Annotated in this window: 19 protein-coding genes; 4 read left to right on the top strand and 15 right to left on the bottom strand. The window is 68.7% G+C overall.

What is annotated here, in order from left to right; genetic code table 11:
• The first annotated feature begins 2 nt into the window (after positions 1 to 2).
• A complete protein-coding gene (gene pufM, locus Q0326_RS12820; RefSeq protein WP_298691069.1) occupies positions 3 to 977 on the top strand; it encodes a photosynthetic reaction center subunit M in 975 nt (324 codons plus the stop codon).
• Complete coding sequence (pufC, locus tag Q0326_RS12815; RefSeq protein ID WP_298691068.1) at positions 974 to 2,077, top strand: photosynthetic reaction center cytochrome PufC; 1,104 nt, start codon at positions 974 to 976, stop codon at positions 2,075 to 2,077. Before pufM ends, pufC begins: the two co-directional genes overlap by 4 nt.
• Before the next feature lie 5 nt (positions 2,078 to 2,082).
• On the opposite strand, the gene Q0326_RS18080 is transcribed toward pufC, so the two are convergent.
• Positions 2,083 to 2,277 (bottom strand): phage DNA packaging protein J, encoded by a 195-nt coding sequence (locus tag Q0326_RS18080; RefSeq protein ID WP_363304102.1) that lies wholly within the window; start codon positions 2,275 to 2,277, stop codon positions 2,083 to 2,085.
• On the opposite strand from Q0326_RS18080, the gene Q0326_RS12810 reads away from it, so the two are divergent.
• Positions 2,236 to 3,390 carry a c-type cytochrome gene (locus tag Q0326_RS12810; protein ID WP_363304099.1) on the top strand — a complete coding sequence of 385 codons (1,155 nt, stop codon included), beginning with the start codon at positions 2,236 to 2,238 and terminating at the stop codon, positions 3,388 to 3,390. The genes Q0326_RS18080 and Q0326_RS12810 overlap by 42 nt on opposite strands.
• A gap of 132 nt (positions 3,391 to 3,522) precedes the next feature.
• Here the strand turns inward: Q0326_RS12810 and hemA are convergent, their stop codons facing one another.
• The 14 genes from hemA to bchF are packed head-to-tail and all read right to left on the bottom strand — an operon-like array spanning position 3,523 to position 18,873.
• On the bottom strand, positions 3,523 to 4,743 hold the full coding sequence (gene hemA / locus Q0326_RS12805) for a 5-aminolevulinate synthase (protein ID WP_298691064.1): 1,221 nt from the start codon (positions 4,741 to 4,743) through the stop codon (positions 3,523 to 3,525).
• Positions 4,740 to 5,543: a putative photosynthetic complex assembly protein PuhE gene (gene puhE, locus Q0326_RS12800; protein ID WP_298691062.1), complete on the bottom strand. Its 804-nt coding sequence runs from the start codon at positions 5,541 to 5,543 to the stop codon at positions 4,740 to 4,742. Before puhE ends, hemA begins: the two co-directional genes overlap by 4 nt.
• Positions 5,540 to 6,592 (bottom strand): magnesium-protoporphyrin IX monomethyl ester (oxidative) cyclase, encoded by a 1,053-nt coding sequence (gene acsF / locus Q0326_RS12795; RefSeq protein ID WP_298691097.1) that lies wholly within the window; start codon positions 6,590 to 6,592, stop codon positions 5,540 to 5,542. Before acsF ends, puhE begins: the two co-directional genes overlap by 4 nt.
• A gap of 13 nt (positions 6,593 to 6,605) precedes the next feature.
• Positions 6,606 to 6,902: a hypothetical protein gene (locus tag Q0326_RS12790; RefSeq protein ID WP_298691060.1), complete on the bottom strand. Its 297-nt coding sequence runs from the start codon at positions 6,900 to 6,902 to the stop codon at positions 6,606 to 6,608.
• Positions 6,899 to 7,396 (bottom strand): photosynthetic complex assembly protein PuhC, encoded by a 498-nt coding sequence (gene puhC, locus Q0326_RS12785; protein ID WP_298691058.1) that lies wholly within the window; start codon positions 7,394 to 7,396, stop codon positions 6,899 to 6,901. Before puhC ends, Q0326_RS12790 begins: the two co-directional genes overlap by 4 nt.
• Complete coding sequence (gene puhB / locus Q0326_RS12780) at positions 7,393 to 8,043, bottom strand: photosynthetic complex putative assembly protein PuhB (protein WP_298691056.1); 651 nt, start codon at positions 8,041 to 8,043, stop codon at positions 7,393 to 7,395. Before puhB ends, puhC begins: the two co-directional genes overlap by 4 nt.
• Positions 8,040 to 8,807 carry a photosynthetic reaction center subunit H gene (gene puhA / locus Q0326_RS12775; RefSeq protein ID WP_298691053.1) on the bottom strand — a complete coding sequence of 256 codons (768 nt, stop codon included), beginning with the start codon at positions 8,805 to 8,807 and terminating at the stop codon, positions 8,040 to 8,042. The genes puhB and puhA overlap by 4 nt, the downstream gene beginning before the upstream one ends.
• A gap of 11 nt (positions 8,808 to 8,818) precedes the next feature.
• Positions 8,819 to 10,321 (bottom strand): BCD family MFS transporter, encoded by a 1,503-nt coding sequence (locus tag Q0326_RS12770; protein ID WP_298691051.1) that lies wholly within the window; start codon positions 10,319 to 10,321, stop codon positions 8,819 to 8,821.
• On the bottom strand, positions 10,318 to 11,016 hold the full coding sequence (gene bchM / locus Q0326_RS12765) for a magnesium protoporphyrin IX methyltransferase (protein WP_298691049.1): 699 nt from the start codon (positions 11,014 to 11,016) through the stop codon (positions 10,318 to 10,320). The genes Q0326_RS12770 and bchM overlap by 4 nt, the downstream gene beginning before the upstream one ends.
• A complete protein-coding gene (gene bchL / locus Q0326_RS12760; RefSeq protein WP_298691046.1) occupies positions 11,016 to 11,906 on the bottom strand; it encodes a ferredoxin:protochlorophyllide reductase (ATP-dependent) iron-sulfur ATP-binding protein in 891 nt (296 codons plus the stop codon). The genes bchM and bchL overlap by 1 nt, the downstream gene beginning before the upstream one ends.
• A gap of 9 nt (positions 11,907 to 11,915) precedes the next feature.
• Complete coding sequence (locus Q0326_RS12755; protein ID WP_298691044.1) at positions 11,916 to 15,452, bottom strand: magnesium chelatase subunit H; 3,537 nt, start codon at positions 15,450 to 15,452, stop codon at positions 11,916 to 11,918.
• Entirely contained in the window at positions 15,442 to 17,019 is a 1,578-nt protein-coding gene (gene bchB / locus Q0326_RS12750) for a ferredoxin:protochlorophyllide reductase (ATP-dependent) subunit B (protein WP_298691042.1), read from the bottom strand. The genes Q0326_RS12755 and bchB overlap by 11 nt, the downstream gene beginning before the upstream one ends.
• 40 nt (positions 17,020 to 17,059) lie before the next feature.
• On the bottom strand, positions 17,060 to 18,358 hold the full coding sequence (locus tag Q0326_RS12745) for a ferredoxin:protochlorophyllide reductase (ATP-dependent) subunit N (RefSeq protein ID WP_298691040.1): 1,299 nt from the start codon (positions 18,356 to 18,358) through the stop codon (positions 17,060 to 17,062).
• Positions 18,355 to 18,873: a 2-vinyl bacteriochlorophyllide hydratase gene (bchF, locus tag Q0326_RS12740; protein WP_298691038.1), complete on the bottom strand. Its 519-nt coding sequence runs from the start codon at positions 18,871 to 18,873 to the stop codon at positions 18,355 to 18,357. The genes Q0326_RS12745 and bchF overlap by 4 nt, the downstream gene beginning before the upstream one ends.
• Before the next feature lie 311 nt (positions 18,874 to 19,184).
• On the opposite strand from bchF, the gene Q0326_RS12735 reads away from it, so the two are divergent.
• A complete protein-coding gene (locus Q0326_RS12735; RefSeq protein WP_298691036.1) occupies positions 19,185 to 20,003 on the top strand; it encodes a cobalamin-dependent protein in 819 nt (272 codons plus the stop codon).
• The last annotated feature ends 14 nt before the right edge of the window (positions 20,004 to 20,017 follow it).

Here is a 20,017-nt window from a genome sequence, read left to right as displayed (position 1 = left end):
CGATGGCACGCTATCAGAACATGTTCACCCAGGTGCAGCTGCGCGGCCCGCTCGAGGCGGGGCCACCGCTGCGCGACGCCGGCTTCGCGCGGAGCGGACGGGGAAGCTATTACTATTGGCTGGGCAAGATCGGCGCGGCGCAGATCGGCCCGATCTATCTCGGCACGCTCGGCATGGCGTCGCTGGTCTTCGCGTTCGTCGCGTTCGAGGTGATCGGGCTCAACATGATGGCGAGCGTGAACTGGAGCCCGATCCAGTTCGTCCGCCAACTGCCCTGGCTCGCGCTCGAGCCGCCCGGACCGGAATGGGGGTTCACGCTGTTCGTGCCGCTGGCGCATGGCGGCTGGTGGCAGATTGCGGGCTTCTGCATGACGACGTCGCTGCTGCTGTGGTGGCTGCGCACCTTCCGCCGGGCGCGCGCGTTGGGGATGGGCACGCATGTCGCCTGGGCCTTCGCCGCGGGCATCTTCCTGATCATCACGCTCGGCTTTATCCGGCCGCTGCTGATGGGGAGCTGGGCCGAGGCGGTGCCGTTCGGCATCTTCCCGCACCTCGATTGGACCGCGGCCTTCTCGATCCGCTACGGCAATCTCTTCTACAACCCGTTCCATTGCCTCTCGAACGTCTTCCTCTACGGCTCGACCCTGCTGTTCGCGATGCACGGCGCGACGATCCTCGCGGTCGGCCGCTATGGCGGCGAGCGCGAGATCGAGCAGATCACCGATCGCGGCACCGCGGCCGAGCGCGCCGCGCTGTTCTGGCGCTGGACGATGGGGTTCAACGCGACGATGGAGTCGATCCACCGCTGGGCCTGGTGGTTCGCGGTGCTCACCCCGCTGACCGGTGCCATCGGCATCCTGCTGACCGGCACCGTCGTCGACAATTGGTATTTGTGGGCGGTGCTGCACCATTATGCGCCGGGCTATCCGACCACCGGGATCGTCGATCCCGCGACGCTGCCGGGAGCGCCGCAATGACCGCGCCGCTCGTCAGGATCGGTATCGCGTCGGCGGCCGGCGCCGCGCTGGTGACATTCGGCGGCTGCGACCTCGGGCACAAGCAGACGACGCAGACCGGCTATCGCGGCGCGGGGCTCGACCAGATCGTCGACCTCAAGCATATCGCCAAGGCGAGCGCGATCCCGGCACCGCCCTATCCGCTGCCGCCCGATGGCGGCCCGACCGCGGGGCAGAGCTATCAGAACGTCAAGGTGCTGGGCGGGGTCAGCAAGGAGCGTTTCGACCATCTGATGGCCGAGATCAACCAATGGGTCGCACCGCCCGCGCAGGGCTGCAACTATTGCCACAATCCCGAAAACATGGCGTCCGACGAGAAATACACCAAGGTCGTCGCGCGGCGGATGCTGCAGATGACGCAGGCGATCAATTCGCGCTGGGTGAGCCACGTCAAGCAGACCGGGGTCACCTGCTACACCTGCCACCGCGGCAATGCCGTGCCGGCGAACAAATGGGCGCTGGCCGAAGGCACGCCCGATCCCGACACGATCCTCGGCAACAAGCATGGCCAGAACACGCCCAACGCCAATGTCGGCTATGCCTCGCTGCCCTATGATCCGTTCGCCGACTATCTGAACGGCCAGCATCAGATCCGCGTCGCGGGCAACAGCGCCTTCCCGTCGCGCGATCACAAGGTCTCGGTCAAGACGGCGGAAAGCACCTACGGCCTGATGATGCACATCAGCTCGGCGCTGGGGGTGAACTGCACCTATTGCCACAACAGCCAGTCGTTCCGTGCCTGGAACCTCAGCCGGGCACAGCGCGGCACCGCCTATTATGGCATCCGCATGGTCCGCGACATCAACGAGGACTATATCGGCTCGCTGCAGTCGGTCTTCCCCGCCTATCGCAAGGGGCCGCATGGCGACGTCTACAAGGTCAATTGCACGACCTGCCACCAGGGCGTGTCCAAGCCGCTGGGCGGGATCAGCATGATCGCGCAGGCGCCGGCGCTCAAAGGCCCGTCGCTGCCGCCGGCGGAACCGGAAGGCGGACATGCCGTCGCCACCGCGGTCCCCGCCGCGTTCAACCAGCCGGCGGCGATGACAGGAAAGAAGTGATCCGCTCAACGCGAAACCGGTGCGGAAACGGAACCAACAGGCGACCGGAGCGATTTGCATAGCAAATGCTTCGGTTGCTGTTTCCCTTGCGTATTACGCAGTGGCTGGGGCCGCTTTTCGTCGCCGCTGCGGCGGCCGGACTGCTTGCGATCGTCGTCGTGGTCACCGGCATCGTCGATCTCTCGGCGGCCAAGCCCCATCCGGAGGGCTGGGCGCGGCTGCTTCATTTCACCTTCGATCGCTCGACCGCCTTCCACGCCGGCCCGACCCCGCCCGCCGATCTCGACACCCCACTACGGATCGCAGCGGGGGCGGCCTATTACGGCCAGGTCTGCGCGCGCTGCCATGGCGGGCCCGGTTTCGGGCAGAACCCGGTGGTGCTGTCGATGCACCCGCGGCCGCAATATCTCGCGACCGACCTGCCGATTGCGCGGTTCACCGCGCCGGAGCTGTTCCGCATCGTCAAGGCGGGCGTCAAATATAGCGCGATGCCGTCGTGGCCAGCCGATCGCCGCGACGACGAGATCTGGCACCTCGTCGCCTTCCTGCGCGCGCTGCCGACGATGCCGCCAGCGACCTTCCGGCAGCTGGCTGTGGTCGCGCATGGCGATGGCGCGGCAGCCGCACGCTTCGGAGCGCCGCCCACCGAACGGCGCTATGCGCTGCGCAACGACGACGAGCCGCCGCTCGCGAGCTACAATTATCGCACTCCGGTGTTCGGCTTCTCCGGTTATGCGCTCGGCGCCGATCCGGTTGCGACCTGCGCGCGCTGCCATGGCGCGGACGGGGCGGGTGGTGGCGCCTTTCCCAATCTGACGCTGCAGACGCGCGACTATCTGGCACAAACGCTCGCCGCCTATGCGGCGGGCCGGCGGCGCAGCGGCTATATGCAGATGGTCGCGACCGAGCTGTCGCCCGCGCAGATCGGCGCGCTCGCGGACCATTATGCGGCACTGCCCCGGCGCGCGACCGATGCGACGGCGGCGGCTGTGCCCGCCGAGGGGCAGCGGCTTGCGTTGCTCGGCCTGCCCAAGGCGGGACTTGCGCCCTGCGCCTCGTGTCACGGCGTCACGCGCGACGCCGCCAAGGCCTATCCGCTGCTCGAGGGCCAGTCGCGCTGGTATCTCGCCGACCAGATGCGCGTCTTCCGCAGCGGCGGGCGGGGCAGCATCGTCGGCGACAAGACGCCCGATCCGATGGTCGTGATCGCGCAGAAGCTCGGCGATCGTCAGATCGACGCGGTCGCGGCCTATTATGCCGCGCAACCGCCCGCACGGGTCCAGAGCTTCGCGGCGGTGCAGCCCGGCCGGTGAGTTGCTGCCAGCGGCTCGTTTGTTCGGAATGACAAAGGCCGTTCAGCCTGAGCGACGTCGAAGGCCATGCGTTGACGGCGGCTGCATTTCGACTGCGCTCAGTGCGAACGGGAGGGGGTGCGGCTTCCCGAGCTACGCCGCCATCGCACGCCGTGCGAGCTCGCACTGCGACCAGATCTCGCTGAGTGCGGCGACCAACCGGTCGACGTCGGCATCGCTGTGCACCGGCGAGGGGGTTAGCCGCAGCCGCTCGGTGCCGACGGGGACGGTCGGGTAGTTGATCGGCTGGACGTAGATGCCGTGATGCTCGAGCAGCCAGTCGCTGATCCGCCGGCATTTGTGGGCGTCGCCGACCATGATCGGGATGATGTGGCTGGGATTGTCGATCGTCGGGATGCCGATCGCCGCCAGCCGCCGGCGTACCTGCGCGACGCACTCGCGGTGGCGCGCGCGCTCGATCTGGCTGGTCTTGAGATGGCGGATGCTCGCGGCCGCGCCGGCGGCGAGCGCGGGCGGCAGCGCGGTGGTGAAGATGAAGCCGCTGGCGAAGCTGCGGACGAAGTCGCACAACGCTGCGGACGCGGCGATATAGCCGCCCATCACGCCGAACGCCTTGCCGAGCGTGCCCTCGATCACGCTCACCCGGTCCATCAGCCCCTCGCGCTCGGCGACGCCGCCGCCGCGCGGGCCGTAGAGGCCGACGCCGTGGACCTCGTCGAGATAGGACATTGCGCCGTGCGCCTCGCAGACGTCGAGGATCTCGGCGATCGGGGCGATGTCGCCGTCCATCGAATAGACGCTCTCGAACGCGACCAGCTTGGGCCGCGCCGGATCGAGCGGCGCCAGCCGGCGATCGAGGTCCTCGGGCGAGTTGTGCGCGAATCTGTGCACCTCGGCGCGGCTGTGGCGCATCCCCTCGATCATCGAGGCGTGGTTGAGCGCATCGGAGAGGATGACGCAGCCCGGGATGCGCGCGCCGAGCGTGCCGAGCGCCGCCCAGTTCGAGACATAGCCCGAGGTGAACAGCAGCGCCGCCTCCTTGTGGTGGAGATCGGCGAGCTCGGCCTCGAGCAGAACGTGGCTGTGCGTCGTGCCCGAGATATTGCGCGTGCCCCCCGCGCCTGCGCCGCAGCGATCGAGCGTCTCGTGCATCGCGGCCAGCACCGCGGGATGTTGGGCCATGCCGAGATAATCGTTCGAGCACCACACCGTTACCGGCCGCCGGCGCTCGCCGCTGAACTGCTCAGCCGATGGGAAGGCGCCGGCCTTGCGTTCGAGTTCGGCGAAAATGCGGTAGCGGCCATCCTCCTTGAGCGTGGTCAGCTCGGACTCGAAAAACGCCTCGTAGTTCATACGATCTCCCCCGTCTGCGGTTCGATGATGGCGGCCTTGGCCGGGTTCGGTGATGCGGACGCCGCCCAGCGCCACAGTCTGGCGTCGCGCAGCGGCAGCACCAGGAACAGATGCTCGATCACGCCGAGCAGCGCGAGGCCGGCGAGAAGTGCCGCACTTGCCGAGGCGCCGCTGCCGGCGGGGGCCCGCTCCGCCACGATCCACGCCCAGCCGGCGAGGCCGGTGCCGACCAGGATCGAGACCGGAAACAGCGGGTTGCACCGCGCGGTGCGGAAATAGCTTTTGAGATAGGCGAGATGCTCGGGAAACACCTCGTCGCTGAGATTGGGCACGCCCAGGAACAGGTTGAACTTGGCCGACAGCCGCAGCCCGAACAGCAGCAGGAAGGTAAGCGGGGCGGCCTGGTTTGGCGCGTGCCAGGTCAGCGCGAACAGCAGGATCGCGGTCGCGGCGATCGCGAGGTCGTGGTGGATCACGGTCGCGGTCGCGGCGGTGAAGCGCCGCCAGCCGGTGACACCCGGCGGGCATGCGGCGCGGTTGGGTCCCGCGATCGCGCCCATCAGGAAACTCATCTCGTGCCAGCCCCAGACCAGGATCGCGGCGGCGAAGCCGGCATAGGCGCCGTCGACGCTGGCGTCGCCCGCCTTCGCCCAGACCAGCAGGATTGCCGCGATCGCGGCGAGGCCGGCGAGCGTCAGGCTGGTCGCGAAGGTCTCGCGCGGCCGGCTGTCGAGCCAGACGATCGCGGCGGTGCCGATGAACCACATCAGCAGGGCGAAGAGCAGCGGCGGGATCGTCACCAGGTCGGGACCAGCCGGACGGTGGCGGGGGCGACGTTGCGCTTGACCGGGGTCAGGTAGAGCCGCGCGAAGGCGACCGCGGCGGCGGCGGTCAGCGCGACGCGCTTGATGCCGCCGACTAGGTCACCCTGCGCCTTGGCGGCGTCGATCGCCCCCGCGATCCGCCGCATCCGCTCGAGCCCGCGCTTGAAACGCGGGCTGTCGGTGTCGAGCACGAGCGGGAAGACCTGGCGCGTGATCTCCGAGCAGATCGTGAAGACGCGCTGGTCGTAATCGGTCGGGTCGATGCCCAGCGCGCTGTGGAAGGCGGGGCGATTGTGATCGCGGACGTACATCGTCGCATAGACCGCGACGAGGAAGAAGCGGATCCACAGCCGGTTGACGCCGGACAGCAGCCTGGCGTCGGTGCGCATCAGCAGCGCGAAGGCGTCGCCGTGGCGGAACTCGTCGTTGCACCACAGTTCGAACCAGTTGAAGATCGGGTGGAAGCGCAGTTCGGGATGCTGCGCCAGATGGCGGAAGATCGTGATGTAGCGCGCATAGCCGATCTTCTCGCTGAGATAGGTCGCGTAGAAGATGAATTTCGGCCGGAAATGGGTGTATTTCTTGGTACGCGTCAGAAAGCCGAGATCGATGCCGATGCCGGCATCTTTTAGCGTATCATTGATAAAGCCGGCGTGGCGGCTCTCGTCGCGGCTCATCAGCTTGAACAGCTGCTTAATATCGGGGTTGGTCACCCGCTTGGCGATCTCGGCGTAGAGGATGCAGCCCGAAAACTCCGCGGTGAGCGAGCTCACCAGGAAATCGGTGAACTCCTCGCGCAGACCCTCGGGCAGCCGCTCGATGACGCCGTCGAACGCGGCGGTCCGCTTGAAATGGAGCCGGTTGGGGTCGCTCGCCATCTCGGCGATCAGCGCATCCCATTCGGCGCGGACGAGGGCGACGTCGATCCGGTCCATCGCCGCGAAATCGGTGGTGTAGAAGCGCGGGGAGAGGACGGTATCCTCGCGCGCCATCGCCTGCGTGTCGCGGTCGCCCGCCGGCTTGATGGGGTCATCACGGTCATGGCAGTGTCCGATCCGAAAAGCTGACGTCGTAGAGTTCGGCCATCTCGAAATGGCCGGCGAACCGGGTCCACAGCCGCTCGACTGTGGTCGCGCGCTCGACCGTGGCGATCCGCTCGACGACACGCCGTTCGCCGAAGCCGACGCGGATCGGCGCGCCATGGACGCGGACGCGGTCGCCCGGGCCGATCGCGCTGTCGTCCGCGAGCACGACATGCGCACACAGCCGCTCGTCGCTATGCTCGACCTCGATCCGGCAGGGGGTGTCGAAGCGGGTGCGGCGCAGCGCGATCATGCCCCGCGTCCTGCGGGGGACGCGCTGTTCGCATCGAGCAGCGCCGCGAACGCCGCGCGGTTGGTCGATCCGAACGCGGTCAGCTCGATCGCGCGCCCGGTCGCCATGTCGGTCAGCGACAACTCGCCGTCGCGCCACAGCGTGAGGTTGAAGGGTGGGCCGTCGCCGATTCCGCGGCTGCGGCGCTCGCGCGCCAGCCCGCGCATCACGCCGCGGATGAAGCCGGTCTTCTGCCCCGGTGCGATGATCGCGGCGGTGGTGCGCCGGCCGACGTCCTCGATCACGACGGCACCGTCGGCGCGATCGACGAAGCGCAGATCGCGCGAGGTGACGGGCGCGACATGCGCCTGTTCGCGCATCAGCACGGGCGACGCGGCGGGCGGGACATGCGCGATCCGCATCGCGCTCGTCATCGTCAGCGCGAACAGCACCAGCGCGCCCGCGATGACGAGCGTGCCGCGCGGCAGCATGTCGGCGTGGGCGTGCGTGCTCATGCCGCCACCGCCTGATCCTGCGCCGCGCGTGCGGGCAGCCGGGTGTCGAGTTTGGTCGCTAGGCCGATCGGATCGGCTGCCGCGCAGGTCCGTGCGATCAGCGCGGCGACGGCCCCGGCATCGGGCACCGCGCGCAGCATCGGCTGCGGCGTGACGAGCCGCCACGGACGGGCATGCGGCCACAGCGCCACATAGCCGAGCTTGGGAATGCCGAGGACGGCGAGCGGCAGGTCGCCCGACCCGTCCGTCCGCAGCGCGAGATCGACCGCGCCGATCTGGCCGAGCGGCAGGTTGACGCAGGTCGGCAGCGCGATCCCGATGCGCAGCACGATCCGGCGGTCGGTCAGCGTATAGACGGTGGTGCGCGCCGATCCCCAAGCGAGCAGATGCAGCAGGCCGACGCCGACGAGGCCGAGCGCCAGCGTCATCGCCGCACCGAGCAGGTCGCCGGGCGCGCGAACGCCGTGCACGGCGGCGGCGATCGTCGCCCACGCGACCAGCACCGCGAAATAGCCCGCGACCAGCCGCGTGTGGAAGGCGGTCCGCGCCAGCGCACGGCGGTCCGGCGCGCCCTGCCACAGGATCCGCTCGCCCGCGGGCAGCATGCCGGGCAGGCCGCGCACCGGCTCGATCTCATATTCGGTCATAGCAACGGCTCCTGCCGCGCCGGCGTGGCGTAGAGATAGCCGCCGCCGAAATAGGCCTGGACGCGCTCCTCCTCGTAGAGCGTGATCCGGTCGCTCGCCGCGATCCGCGGGGCGCCGGCGAACTGCGCGGCGAGCAGCGCGTCGATCCGGACCAGGCGGCGACGGCGATCGATCTTGGCCATCATCATCGGCGCCAGGATCGCCCCGTCGCCGACCGCGATCTGGATGTAGCGCACGAGCCGATCCGCGGTGTCGGTCCAGAGGTCGGTGACGCTGCCCGCCACCCGGTCGTCGGCGCCGACCACCGGCCAGCCGCCGAGGTCCGAGTCCCCGCGCGCCACCCAAAAGCCGGGTGCCGCGCTGAGCGGGACGATGCGCGGATGACCGTCCATGTCGAGATCGGGGCGCCTGGCGCGCTCCGCCCAGGCCGCGGGGCCGATGCCGTCGGCGAGCGGGTTGCCGGTCGGTGCATAGGGGGCGCCGGAAAAGAGCGCGATGCGCTCGGCGGCGATGGCGACCGGCTCGCGCCCCTTGGTGGGCGCGGTCACCCGGCCGAGGCCGAAAGGGAGGAGGAAGGATTTGGTCGCGGCGGTGTGCAGCGGGCCGCCAACGGTGTCGATCCGGCCGCTGATCTCGTCCTCGACCGGATAGCCCTCGCGGCGATCCTCGCGGCGCAGATAGAAGACCAGCCCGGCGAAGAACAGCAGGAACGCCCAGAAGACCAGCAAAGCCACGTCGATATGCGGGGTGATCTGCGGATGCATGACGGTCCCTTTCAGATCGGAAATTCGCTGAGGCCGAAGCGGCTTGGGGCGGACGAATTCGCGTCGCGGCCGCGCACCAGCGGGCCGAGCGCGACCAGCGTGCTGAGCAGCAGCAGGATCTCGACGCCGTAGACGAAGCCGTAGCCGGTCGCGGGCCCGGCCAGCGTCGCCCCGAGATCGTGCGCGACCGCGGCGGCCGACACCAGATCGCGCGCGAACGCGCCGAGCGCGATCGCCAGCCCCGCGCAGCTCGCCTGCACCGCGCCCCAGGCGCCGAGCGCGAGCCCGGTGCGGTCGTCGAGCGTCTCGCTGTCGGCGATCGCCATCGCCGCGGTCAGCGTGCCGACCGAGAACAGCCCGCCGCCGAAGCCGATCAGCGTCGCGCCGATCGCAAGCAGCGCGACCGCGTGCAGCGGGCCTGCAAAGATCACGAACAGGAAGGCCGCGATCCCGACGACGCCGCCGAAGCCGGCGAGCCGGTGCGGCTCGCCCTCGTCGCCGAGCCGCCGGGCGGCGAGCGCGAAGCCCGCCAGCATGCCGATCGCCCACAAAGCGGTGAGCGAGGTCGTCGCCCCCACGGTCAGCCCGAGGATCTGGCCGCCATAGGGCTCGAGCAGCACGTCCTGCATGCTGAACGCCGCCGCGCCGAGCCCGACCGCGATCAGCAGCCGCATCGTACGCGGCCGCGCGATAAAGATCGCCCAGACCTCGCGGAACGCCGGCTGCGCCTCGCGCGTGCCGATCAGGTTGGGATTGCGTGCCTCCTGCTTCCACAGCGCGACGATGTTGAGGACCATCGTCAGCGCCCCCGCGCCCTGGACGATCTGGACCAGCCGGGTCGGGGTGAAATCGGCGAGCAGGCGGCCGATCACGACGGCGCTGATCAGCGTGCCGATCAGCAGCATCACGTAGAGCAGCGCGACGACGCGGGGCCGGGCGTCCTCGGGCGCGAGATCGGTGGCGAGCGCGAGCCCCGCGGTCTGCGTCGTGTGCATCCCCGCGCCGACCAGCAGGAAGCCCGCCGCGGCGCCGAGATGGCCGACGAAGGCGGGGCCGGTGCCGCCGCCGGTCATCACCAGCAGCGCGAACGGCAGGATCGCGAGACCGCCGAACTGCAGCAGCGTGCCGAACCAGATATAGGGCACGCGCTTCCACCCCAACAGCGAAGCGTGGCGATCAGATTTGAAGCCGATCAGCGCGCGTAAGGGGGCGAAGAGAAGCGGCAGCGACACCATCGCCGCGACCAGGCTCGCCGACATGCCGAGCTCGACGATCATCACCCGGTTGAGCGTACCGGTCAGCAGCACCGCCGCCATCCCGACCGAGACCTGGAACAGCGACAGGCGCAGGATGCGGCCGAGCGGCAGATCCTCGGTCGCGGCGTCGGCGAAGGGCAGGAAGCGCGTGCCGATGCGGTTCCAGAAGGCGCCGGACCTGAGCGACGCGACGCGGCCGCGGCCGGCGGCCATTGACCGCGGCGCCAGCGAGGCCTTGAGGGCGGCGATGTCGCTCATCCGGGCAGGACCTCGAGCGCATGGCTGGTGTAGAAGCCGCTCGCGATCCGCGCGTCGCGCCCGAGCCGGGCATCGGGCATCACGCCGCGCAGCAAAGTGCGCAGCAATCGCTCGCGTACCGGCTCGATCGCGGGCGCGCGATCGCCGCGCGGAAATAGTTTGCCGACCGCATGCATCACCGCGAGCGGCCGGGTCGACGGCGCGAAGGTGAACAGCAGCGACCCGTTCGCCTGTTCCGCAAGCGCCTGCACGACGTCGACGATGTCCCAGGCGCGGTAATGGATCAGCGAGTCCATCGCGACGATATGGTCGAACCGGCTCAGCGCGAGATCGCGCATGTCGCCGACCCGCCAGTCGATCGCCAGCCCGTCGGGCGTCCGGTCGCGCGCGACATCGACGAGGCTCGCGGCGACGTCGATCGCGACGACCTCGGCGCCGCGCCGCGCCGCCTCGACCGCCAGCGCGCCGGTGCCGCAGCCGGCATCGAGCACCCGACGCCCGGTGAGGTCGGCGGGCAACCACGACAGCAGCGTGTCGCGCATCCGGTTGCGCCCGGCGCGGACGGTGGCGCGGATCCCGCTGACCGGCGCGTCCGAGGTCAGCCGCGCCCAGCTCTGGGCGGCGGTGCGGTCGAAATAGGTCTCCAGCCGCCCGCGCCGGTCGTGATAGGTCAAGGAGGGCTGCGCGATCGCCATCATTCGAACCCCAGGAAGTCGAAGATGTCGCGGTCCTTCATCGGCGCGGCATCGAGCGCATCGCAGCCGGCCCACATCAAGGCGGCGAGCCGCTTATATTCGGCGCAGGCCGCGGCGACCTCGGGGGTCTGCTCCATCTCGAACAGCGTGCATTTCTTGAGCCGACTGCGGCGGATTGCGTCGAGATCGGGGAAGTGCGCCAAGCGCTTGAGCCCGGTCGCGGCATTGAAGCGGTCGATCTCGTCGGTGGCGGTCGAGCGGTTGGCGATCACCCCAGCCATCCGTACGTCGTAATTCTTCGCCTTCGCGCCGATCGCCGCGACGATGCGGTTCATCGCGAAGATGCTGTCGAAATCGTTCGACGCGACCACCAGCGCGCGCTCGGCATGCTGCAGCGGTGCGGCGAAGCCGCCGCACACCACGTCGCCGAGCACGTCGAACAGCACGACATCGGTCTCCTCAAGCAGATGATGCTGCTTGAGCAGCTTGACCGTCTGCCCGACGACATAGCCGCCGCAGCCGGTCCCCGCCGGCGGCCCGCCCGCCTCGACGCACATCACGCCATTATAGCCCGCGAACATATAATCCTCGGGGCGCAACTCCTCGGCGTGGAATTCGACCGTCTCGAGCACGTCGATCACGGTCGGCATCAGTTTTTTGGTCAGCGTGAAGGTGGAGTCGTGCTTGGGGTCGCAGCCGATCTGGAGCACGCGCTTGCCGAGCAGCGAGAAGGCGGCGGACAGGTTGGACGAGGTGGTCGACTTGCCGATCCCGCCCTTGCCATAGACGGCGAACACCTTGGCGGTGCCGATCCGGTCGCGCGGATCGAGCGCGACCTGGACGCTGCCTTCGCCATCACATCCGCGGGTCGGAAGATCGAACGGGGCCATATGCTGCTCCTATGCCGCCACCGCGGTGACACCCTCGAGGCGATCCTCGAGCTCGTCGCTGGCGGCGTGAAGTGCGGCGAGCGTCGCCGCGTCCGGCGCCCAGAACTGCCGGTCGCTGGCCTCGATCAGCCGGTGTGCGACGCGCGCCGAGGCTTTAGGGTTGAGCGCCGCAATCCGCTCGCGCATCTCGGCATCGAGCACATAGGTCTCGCTGATCCGCTGATAGATCCAGGGATCGACATCGCCCGTCGTCGCCGACCAGCCCACCGTGTTGGTGACATGGCCCTCGATGTGGCGCACGCCCTCGAAACCGTGCTGGAGCATGCCCTCGTACCACAGCGGATTGAGCATTCGCGTGCGCGTCTCGAGATCGACCTGCTCGCCAAGCGTGCGGACCTTGGTGCGGCCTTGCGTCGCATCGACGATATAGACCGGGGCGGCCGTCCCCTTGGCGCGGCGGATCGCGCGGCTGATCCCGCCGAGGGCGTCGACATAATGATCGATGTCGGTAACGCCGAGCTCGACCGAGTCGAGATTCTGATAGGCAAGATCGACGCCGGCAAGCGCGGTCTTGAGCAGCGCGGCATTGCGCGTCGGTGCGCCGCTGCGGCCATAAGCATAGCCCTTCTGCCGCTCGAAGACCTCGGCGATCTCGTCGGGATCGGTCCAGGCGCCGTCGTCGATCAGCAGATTGACGTTGGCGCCGTACGCGCCTTCGGCGTTCGAGAAGACGCGCAGCGCCGCGGTCTCCAGATCGCAGCCATGCTCCGCGGCGTGCGCGAGGCTGTGCTTGCGGACGAAGTTTTGCGCCAGCGGCTCTTCGGCGCATGCGGCAAGCCAGGCGGCTTCGGCGATCATCCGCGTCTGCAGCGGCAGCAGGTCGCGGAAGATGCCCGACAGCGTGACGATCACGTCGATTCGTGGCCGGGCGAGCTCGGCGAGCGGCACCAGTTCCGCCCCGGCGAGCCTGCCATAGCCGTCGAAACGCGGCCGCGCGCCGATCAGCGCCAGCGCCTGCGCGATCTGCATGCCCTCGGACTTGAGATTGTCGGTGCCCCACAGCACCATCGCCAGCGTCTCGGGGACGGGGGCGCCCGACGCAGTATGGCGCGCAATCAGTTCGTCCGCCTGCCGCCCGCCCTGGTCGCACGCAAAGCGGCCAGGGATGCGGAAGGGATCGAAGCCGTGAATGTTGCGCCCGGTCGGCAGCATTTTGGGATTGCGCAGCACGTCGCCGCCGGGTGCGGGGCGGACGAAGCGGGCATCGAGCGCATGGATCAGCGCATCGAGTTCGCCATTGGCGGTCGGCAGGTCGGGATCGGCGCCCGCCGCGATCAGTTGCGCGCGCGTCTCCTGGGACAATGGCGTGCCGAGGACGTGGAGGCCGTGCGGAATCAGCTCGCATTCGAGCTCGTAGAGGCGTGCGGTCAGCGCCGCGATGTCGGTTGGATCGAGATCGAGCGCCTCCGCCGAGGCGACGATCATCGGCGCGAGTGCCTCGCGCTCCGGCTCCGACGGCGACGACCGCCAGCGCGCGAGCAGCGCCTTTAGATCGGTCAGCCCCTTGTAGAGCCCGGCCTGCGCCAGTGGCGGCGTCAAATAGCTGACCAGCGTCGCGCCCGACCGGCGCTTGGCGATCAGCCCTTCCGATGGGTTGTTCGCGGCATAAAGATAGATGTTGGGCAGGTCGCCGATCAGTCGCTCAGGCCAGCAGTCGCCCGAAAGACCGGCCTGCTTGCCGGGCATGAACTCGAGCGCGCCATGCGTGCCGAAATGCAGCACCACGTCGGCGGCGAAATCCTCGCGTAGCCAGCGGTAGAAGGCGCTGAACGCGTGCGTCGGGGTGAAGCGGCCCTCGAACAGCAACCGCATCGGGTCGCCCTCATAGCCGAAGGCGGGCTGGATGCCGACGAACACGCGGCCGAATTGCGCGCCGAGGACATGGATAGTGCCGCCGTCGCTCTGCTGCCTGCCCGGTGCCGGGCCCCATTGCGCCTCGATCGCGGCGAGATGCGGTTCGCGGCGGACGTGATCGTCAGCGGGGATGCGGGCATGGACATTGGCGTCGGCGCCGTAGCGCGCGGCATTGCCGTGCAGCACGGATTCGCGCAGCGCATCGACGTCGGCGGGGACGTCGACCTGATAGCCTTCGGCGGCGAGCTTGGTCAGCGTCGCGTGGAGCGACTCCCACACCGCGAGATGCGCTGCGGTCCCGGTCGCGCCGGCATTGGGCGGGAAGTTGAACAGGATGATCGCGAGCCTGCGCGCCGCCCGCGCCGATCGGCGCAGCGCGACCAGCTTGGCAACCTTGCCGGCGAGCGCCTCGGCGCGCTCGGGGCAGGATTGCATCGCGCGCACCAGACCCGACGCGGGGAAGCTGCAGCGCCGTACGCACCCGGTGCAGGGCGTCCCCGATCCGTCGGCCCGCCCACCGAACACGCTGGGCATGATCGCGCCGTCCAGCTCGGGGATCGCGACCATCATCGCCGCCTCGATCGGCAGCAGCCCCTGGCGGCCGGAACCCCATTGCTGCAGCGACTGAAATTCGATCGGGTGCGCGGCGACATAGGGCACGTTGAGTGCGGCGAGCGTCGCCTCGGCCGCCTCGGCATCGTTATAGGCCGGGCCGCCGACCAGGCTGAACCCGGTCAGCGAGACCACCGCGTCGACCGTGGTCTCGCCGTCCTTGCGGAAGAAGGCCTCGATCGCCGGGCGCGAATCGAGCCCGCTTGCGAAGGCGGGGATGACACGCAGCCCCTTGGCCTCGAGTGCCGCGATCACGCCGTCATAATGGCCGGTGTCGCGCCCGAGCAGATAGGAGCGAAGCATCAGCAGCCCGACCGTGCCGTTCGGCCCCGCCCGCCGGGGCAGCGCCTCGATCCGGTCGGCCATCCGCCCAAGCAGCGCGGGGTGATAGACGCCGACGTCGGGATAGTCCTGCGGCGCCTCGGCGCGCGTCTCGTGCCCCGCATAGCGACCGGCGAGCGCGCGGATCATGCCCACGACATTGTCGTCGCTGCCGGCGAGCCAATATTGCAGCGTCAGGAAATAGGCGCGGACGTCCTGCGCGGTGCCGGGAATGAAGCGCAGGATCTTGGGCAACCGGCGCAGCATCCTGAGCTGACCCGCGCCCGACGAGACGCCCGGCCTGGACGATCCGCGCAACCGTTTGAGTAGCGCAAGGGGCCCCGAGGCGGGCTTGTCCATCCGATAGTCGCCGAGCCGGGTGAGTTTGACGATCTCGCTGCCCGACATCAGCCCGAGCATCGCCGCGCACGCCTCGCGTCGCGCGGACAGCGCCGGCAGCACCGCGCGGATATGATCGTCGAGAAACAGCATCGTCGCGATGACGATGTCGCCGCGGCCGATGTCGGCAACGCAGCGGTCGAGCGCGCCCGCGTCGCGGTCCCAGTCGGCGGCGGCATGGAAGCCGATCGTGATCCCCGATCCGTCCTGCGCGAACCGCGCCGCAGCGCGCTCGGCGGCGCCCGACAGATGGTTGTCGAGCGTGACGATCACGACGTGGAGGGGCGCGCTAGCGGGCATAATGCGCCTTCGCATCGTAGAGCGTGTCGAGCGTGATCGTCGCCACGCCCTGGGCGGCGGCGAAGCGTTCGGTATTCCGCCGTGCCTTGCCGCGCACGAAGAACGGGATTTTGAGCAGCTCGCGCTCGGCGTCGGCGGACCACTTATCCTCCCCGCGCGCAGCGGGGGGAGGGGGACCATCCGCAGGATGGTGGAGGGGAACTGCTGCAGGCGACACGCTCGCAGGCCCGGTCTCCGCCACGGAAAGGACGGACAGATGGCTCGCCCCGTTCGCGTCCGAAAACTCGAAATCGTCGCGGAACATCGTCAGAAGATGCTCCTCCAGCCCCATCACCAGCGGATGCACCCAGCTGTCGAACAGCACGTTTGCGCCCTCGAACCCCATTTGCGGCGAATAGCGCGCCGGGAAATCCTGGACATGCACCGGCGCCGAGATGACCGCGCAGGGGATGCGCAGCCGCTTGGCGATGTGGCGCTCCATCTGCGTGCCGAGCACCAGTTCGGGCTGCACCGCCTGGATCGCGTCCTCGATGACGAGATAGTCGTCGGTGATCAGCGGCTCGACGGCGTACAGCGCCGCCGCCGCGCGCAGGTCGCGGGCGAATTCGCGGTTGTAGCAGCCAAGCCCGACGACCTCGAAGCCGAGTTCGTCGCGCGCGACACGGGCGGCGGCGATCGCGTGCGTCGCATCGCCGAAAATGAAGACGCGCTTCCCGGTGAGATAGGTCGAGTCGACCGAGCGGCTCCACCAGGGCAGGTTGGAGGTGTCTAGCGCGTGCGACGGATCGATCCCCGCGCGCGCCGCGACCTCGGCGATGAAGTCGCGAGTCGCGCCGTGGCCGATCGGCACGGTGCGGACGGTCGCTTGCCCGAACGTCTTGTCCAGCCAGCGGCAGGTCGTGTCGGCGATCTCGGGATAGAGGCAGATATTGAAGTCGGCTGCGCCGAGGTGCGCGAGATCGGCCGGCGTCGCCCCGAGCGGAGCGGTGACCGCGATGTCGACGCCGAGCGTCTCGAGCAGTCGGGACACCTCGATCACGTCATCGCGGTGGCGGAAGCCGAGCGCGGTCGGGCCAAGCAGATTGGCGCGCGGGCGTCGGCCCTCCCGCGGTGTCGGGCGCGCGTCCTTGTCAGCGAGCGTGCGGACCAGTTGGTAGAAGGTCTCGGCGGCGCCCCAATTCTCCTTGCGCTGATAGCTCGGCAGCTCGAGCGCGACGACCGGGCAGGGCAGGCGCAGCGCCTCGGCGAGCCCGGCGGGATCGTCCTGGATGAGCTCGGCGGTGCACGATGCGCCGACCAGCATCGCCTGCGGCTGGAAGCGCGCATAGGCGTCGCGCGCGGCGGTCTGGAACAGGTCGGCGGTGTCCTTGCCGAGATCACGCGCCTGGAAAGTGGTGTAGGTGACCGGCGGACGTTTGCCGCGGCGCTCGATCATCGTGAACAACAGGTCGGCATAGGTGTCGCCCTGCGGCGCGTGGAGCAGGTAATGGACGCCCTGCATCGCGGTCGCGATCCGCATCGCGCCGACATGGGGTGGCCCCTCATAGGTCCAGACCGTCAGCTGCACGGGCCTGCCCCTTCGGCGACGAGAGAAGGCGTCGGCTGCATCAGACCGTCAGCCCCGCGCGCCGCCTGAGCGGTCGCGCGAACAGCTCGGCGAGGTCACCCGCCTGGTCGAAGCCGTGGATCGGCGCGAAGACCAGCTCGATCGCCCATTTGGTCGTCAGCCCCTCGGCCTCGAGCGGGTTGGCGAGGCCGAGGCCGCAGACGGTGAGGTCGGGCCGCGCGGCGCGGACCCGGTCGAGCTGGCGGTCGACGTCCTGGCCTTCGCTGATCGGCGTGCCCGCCGGGAGCCGCGTCAGCTCCCGGGCGAGATGCGCGCGGTGCAGATAGGGCGTGCCGACTTCGACGGGCACCATGCCAACTTCAGTCGCCAGGAAGCGCGCGAGGGGTATTTCGAGCTGCGAGTCGGGCAGGAAGAAGACGCGCTTGCCCGCCAGCCGGTCGGCCGCATGCGCGATCGCCCGCTTGGCGCGCGCGCGCCCCTTCGCGACGGTGCGGCGAAAGTGCATCTCCTCGATACCGAACGCCGTCGCGGCAGCGTGCAGCCAGTCGGTCGTGCCATCCGCACCGAAGGGGAACAACGCGTCGAGGCGGACGGCGCCGCGATTTTCAAGCGCGCGCGCGGTCTCCCCCAGGAACGGTTGCGCGAGCAGGAAGCGGGTGTTCGCGCCCACCGGCGGCATCGCACCGGCGCGGCGTGCGGGAAGGACATGCACCGGGGCGATTCCGAGCGCGGCGAACAGCCGCAAAAACTGGTCCTCGACGACGTCGGGCAAGGCGCCGACAAGCAGCAGGCTGGCGGCGCCTGACCGGTCGGCAGGCAGATCGGGGACGAGTGCGGCGAGGCAGGCATCCTCGCCCTCGGTGAAGGTCGTCTCAATGCCCGAGCCTGAATAGGCAAGAATCCGGGTCGCGCCCGCATGTTTGTTCGACAGGCGCGCGGCGGCGCGCGACAGGTCGAGCTTGATCACCTCGGACGGGCAGGAGCCTACCAGGAACAGCAGCTTGATGTCAGGCCGGCGGGAGAGCAGGCGATCGACGACGCGGTCAAGCTCGTCGTTGCAATCGGCCATCCCGGCAAGGTCGCGCTCCTCGATGATCGCGGTGGCGAACCGTGGCTCGGCGAATACCATCACGCCGGCGGCCGATTGGAGCAGATGCGCGCAGGTGCGCGAACCGACCACGAGGAAAAAGGCGTCCTGGATCTTGCGGTGGAGCCAGACGATCCCGGTCAGCCCGCAAAAGACTTCCCGCTGCCCGCGTTCGCGAAGGACGGGCGGCCGCTCCGCCGCGTGCGGCGCCGTCGCGCAGCGCGCGATGGCGAGGGGGGCCGACGGGCTCATCTCGTCATCGCCATCGCGGAGGACGCCACTGCGCCCTGAAGCCGCGCCGCGCGCAGCTTGAGCAGGAATTGCGCCGCGTTGACCGCGTAGCTGGCATAGGCGGCAAGCGCGAGCAGCATCCTGCCGCGCTCATTTCCGATCCCGCCGATCAACGCCACAAGATACAGGCTGTGCAGGGCCAGCACGAGCATCGACGACAGATCTTCCCAAAAGAAGGCGTCGGCGAACAGCCATTTGCCGAAGACGGTCTTTTCCCAAATCGAGCCGGTGATCATGATCGCGTACAGCGTCCCGGTCTTGGTAACGATGGAGATCGTCGCGGCGGCGGCGCCACGCCCCGACGCGAGATAATGGAGGACCAGAGCAAGGCTGACGAGAAAGACCAGAAATTGGACGGGTGCGAGCACCCCCTGCACGACCGTCCAATGTGACGAGTCGCGGCGACGGCGCTGTTCGGGCGTGTAGATCGGCGCGATGCCGTCTGTTCGCCGTCCTGCGATGGAAGGGCCGTTCACCCGCATCCTCCTGCGCTCTCGTAGGCTGAGAATAGGAGGACATCTCATCGACTGTCAAATATATTTGACGTCTATTTCACGAGACAGTCTCTTGCCGCGGATCACCGCGGAGCCAGGCAGTTGTCAACTTGTAACGATAGTCATATGGTCGAGTCGCTGGACAAATCGAAATACCGATGCCCGGCTATGCGTGACTGTGTCGACCAGGCTGGGGAGAGCCGGTGATGACATCGACTATGCGGTGCGAGCAGGGTAAGACAGTCGAGCGAGACGATCGGCGCGCCCGACGTTTTTCGATGGATCGCGGCGGAATGTCCGCGTTTCGCGCCCACGCGCGGGTCGATTACAATCGGTCTTTATCGATGCTTATCGAAAGCGAGATCATCCCGCGTCTGATGGTGGCGCATGCGATCGAGCCGCCCTTATCGCATGCGGTGCATGCTGATCACGGCATCGATGCCGCAGAAATCGAGTCCTTCGCACCCATGGCGATGCAGATCGAGGCGGATGCCCTGCTGACCCATATCGAGGCGATCCTTGCGCGCGGCGTCACGATCGACTCGGTGATGGTCGACCTGTTGGCGCCCGCCGCGCGCCTGCTGGGCGAATATTGGGAAGAGGATCGTTGCGACTTCGTCGATGTGACGATGGCCTTGTGGCGCTTGCAGGAGGTCGTCCACGAGATCGCATTTCGCGCGCAAGCCGATCGACGGGTCGCCGCGGGCGGTCATCGGGCGCTGTTCGCATCAATGCCCGGGGACCAGCATAATTTTGGCACGGTCGTGGTGGAAGAGCTGTTCCATTGCAACGGCTGGGTGACCGAGCGCGTGAGCGAGGCCGAGACCGCCGACCTGCTGCGCCTCGTCGAGGCGGACTGGTTCGATATGATCGGATTGACGATCAGTTGCGACTGCCATATCGGCGGTCTCGCTTCGACCATTGCTGCGCTGCGAAACGTGTCTCAAAATCCGTTCGTGTGCGTCATGGTTGGGGGTCGAGTGATCGGCGCCAGGCCGGAGCTTGTCGAGCAGGTCGGCGCCGATGGCACCGCACGTGACGCCAAGCTCGCGCTGAAGGTTGCCTTGGATCTCGTCCGCCAACGCGAATGGGAGGCAGCGGCGTGTAGTTAATCTCGACTGGTTCT

Origin of the sequence: uncultured Sphingomonas sp., from assembly GCF_937859915.1 — a bacterium.
Taxonomy (GTDB): Bacteria; Pseudomonadota; Alphaproteobacteria; order Sphingomonadales; family Sphingomonadaceae; genus Solisphingomonas.
This window is presented reverse-complemented; position numbering and strand designations above follow the sequence as displayed.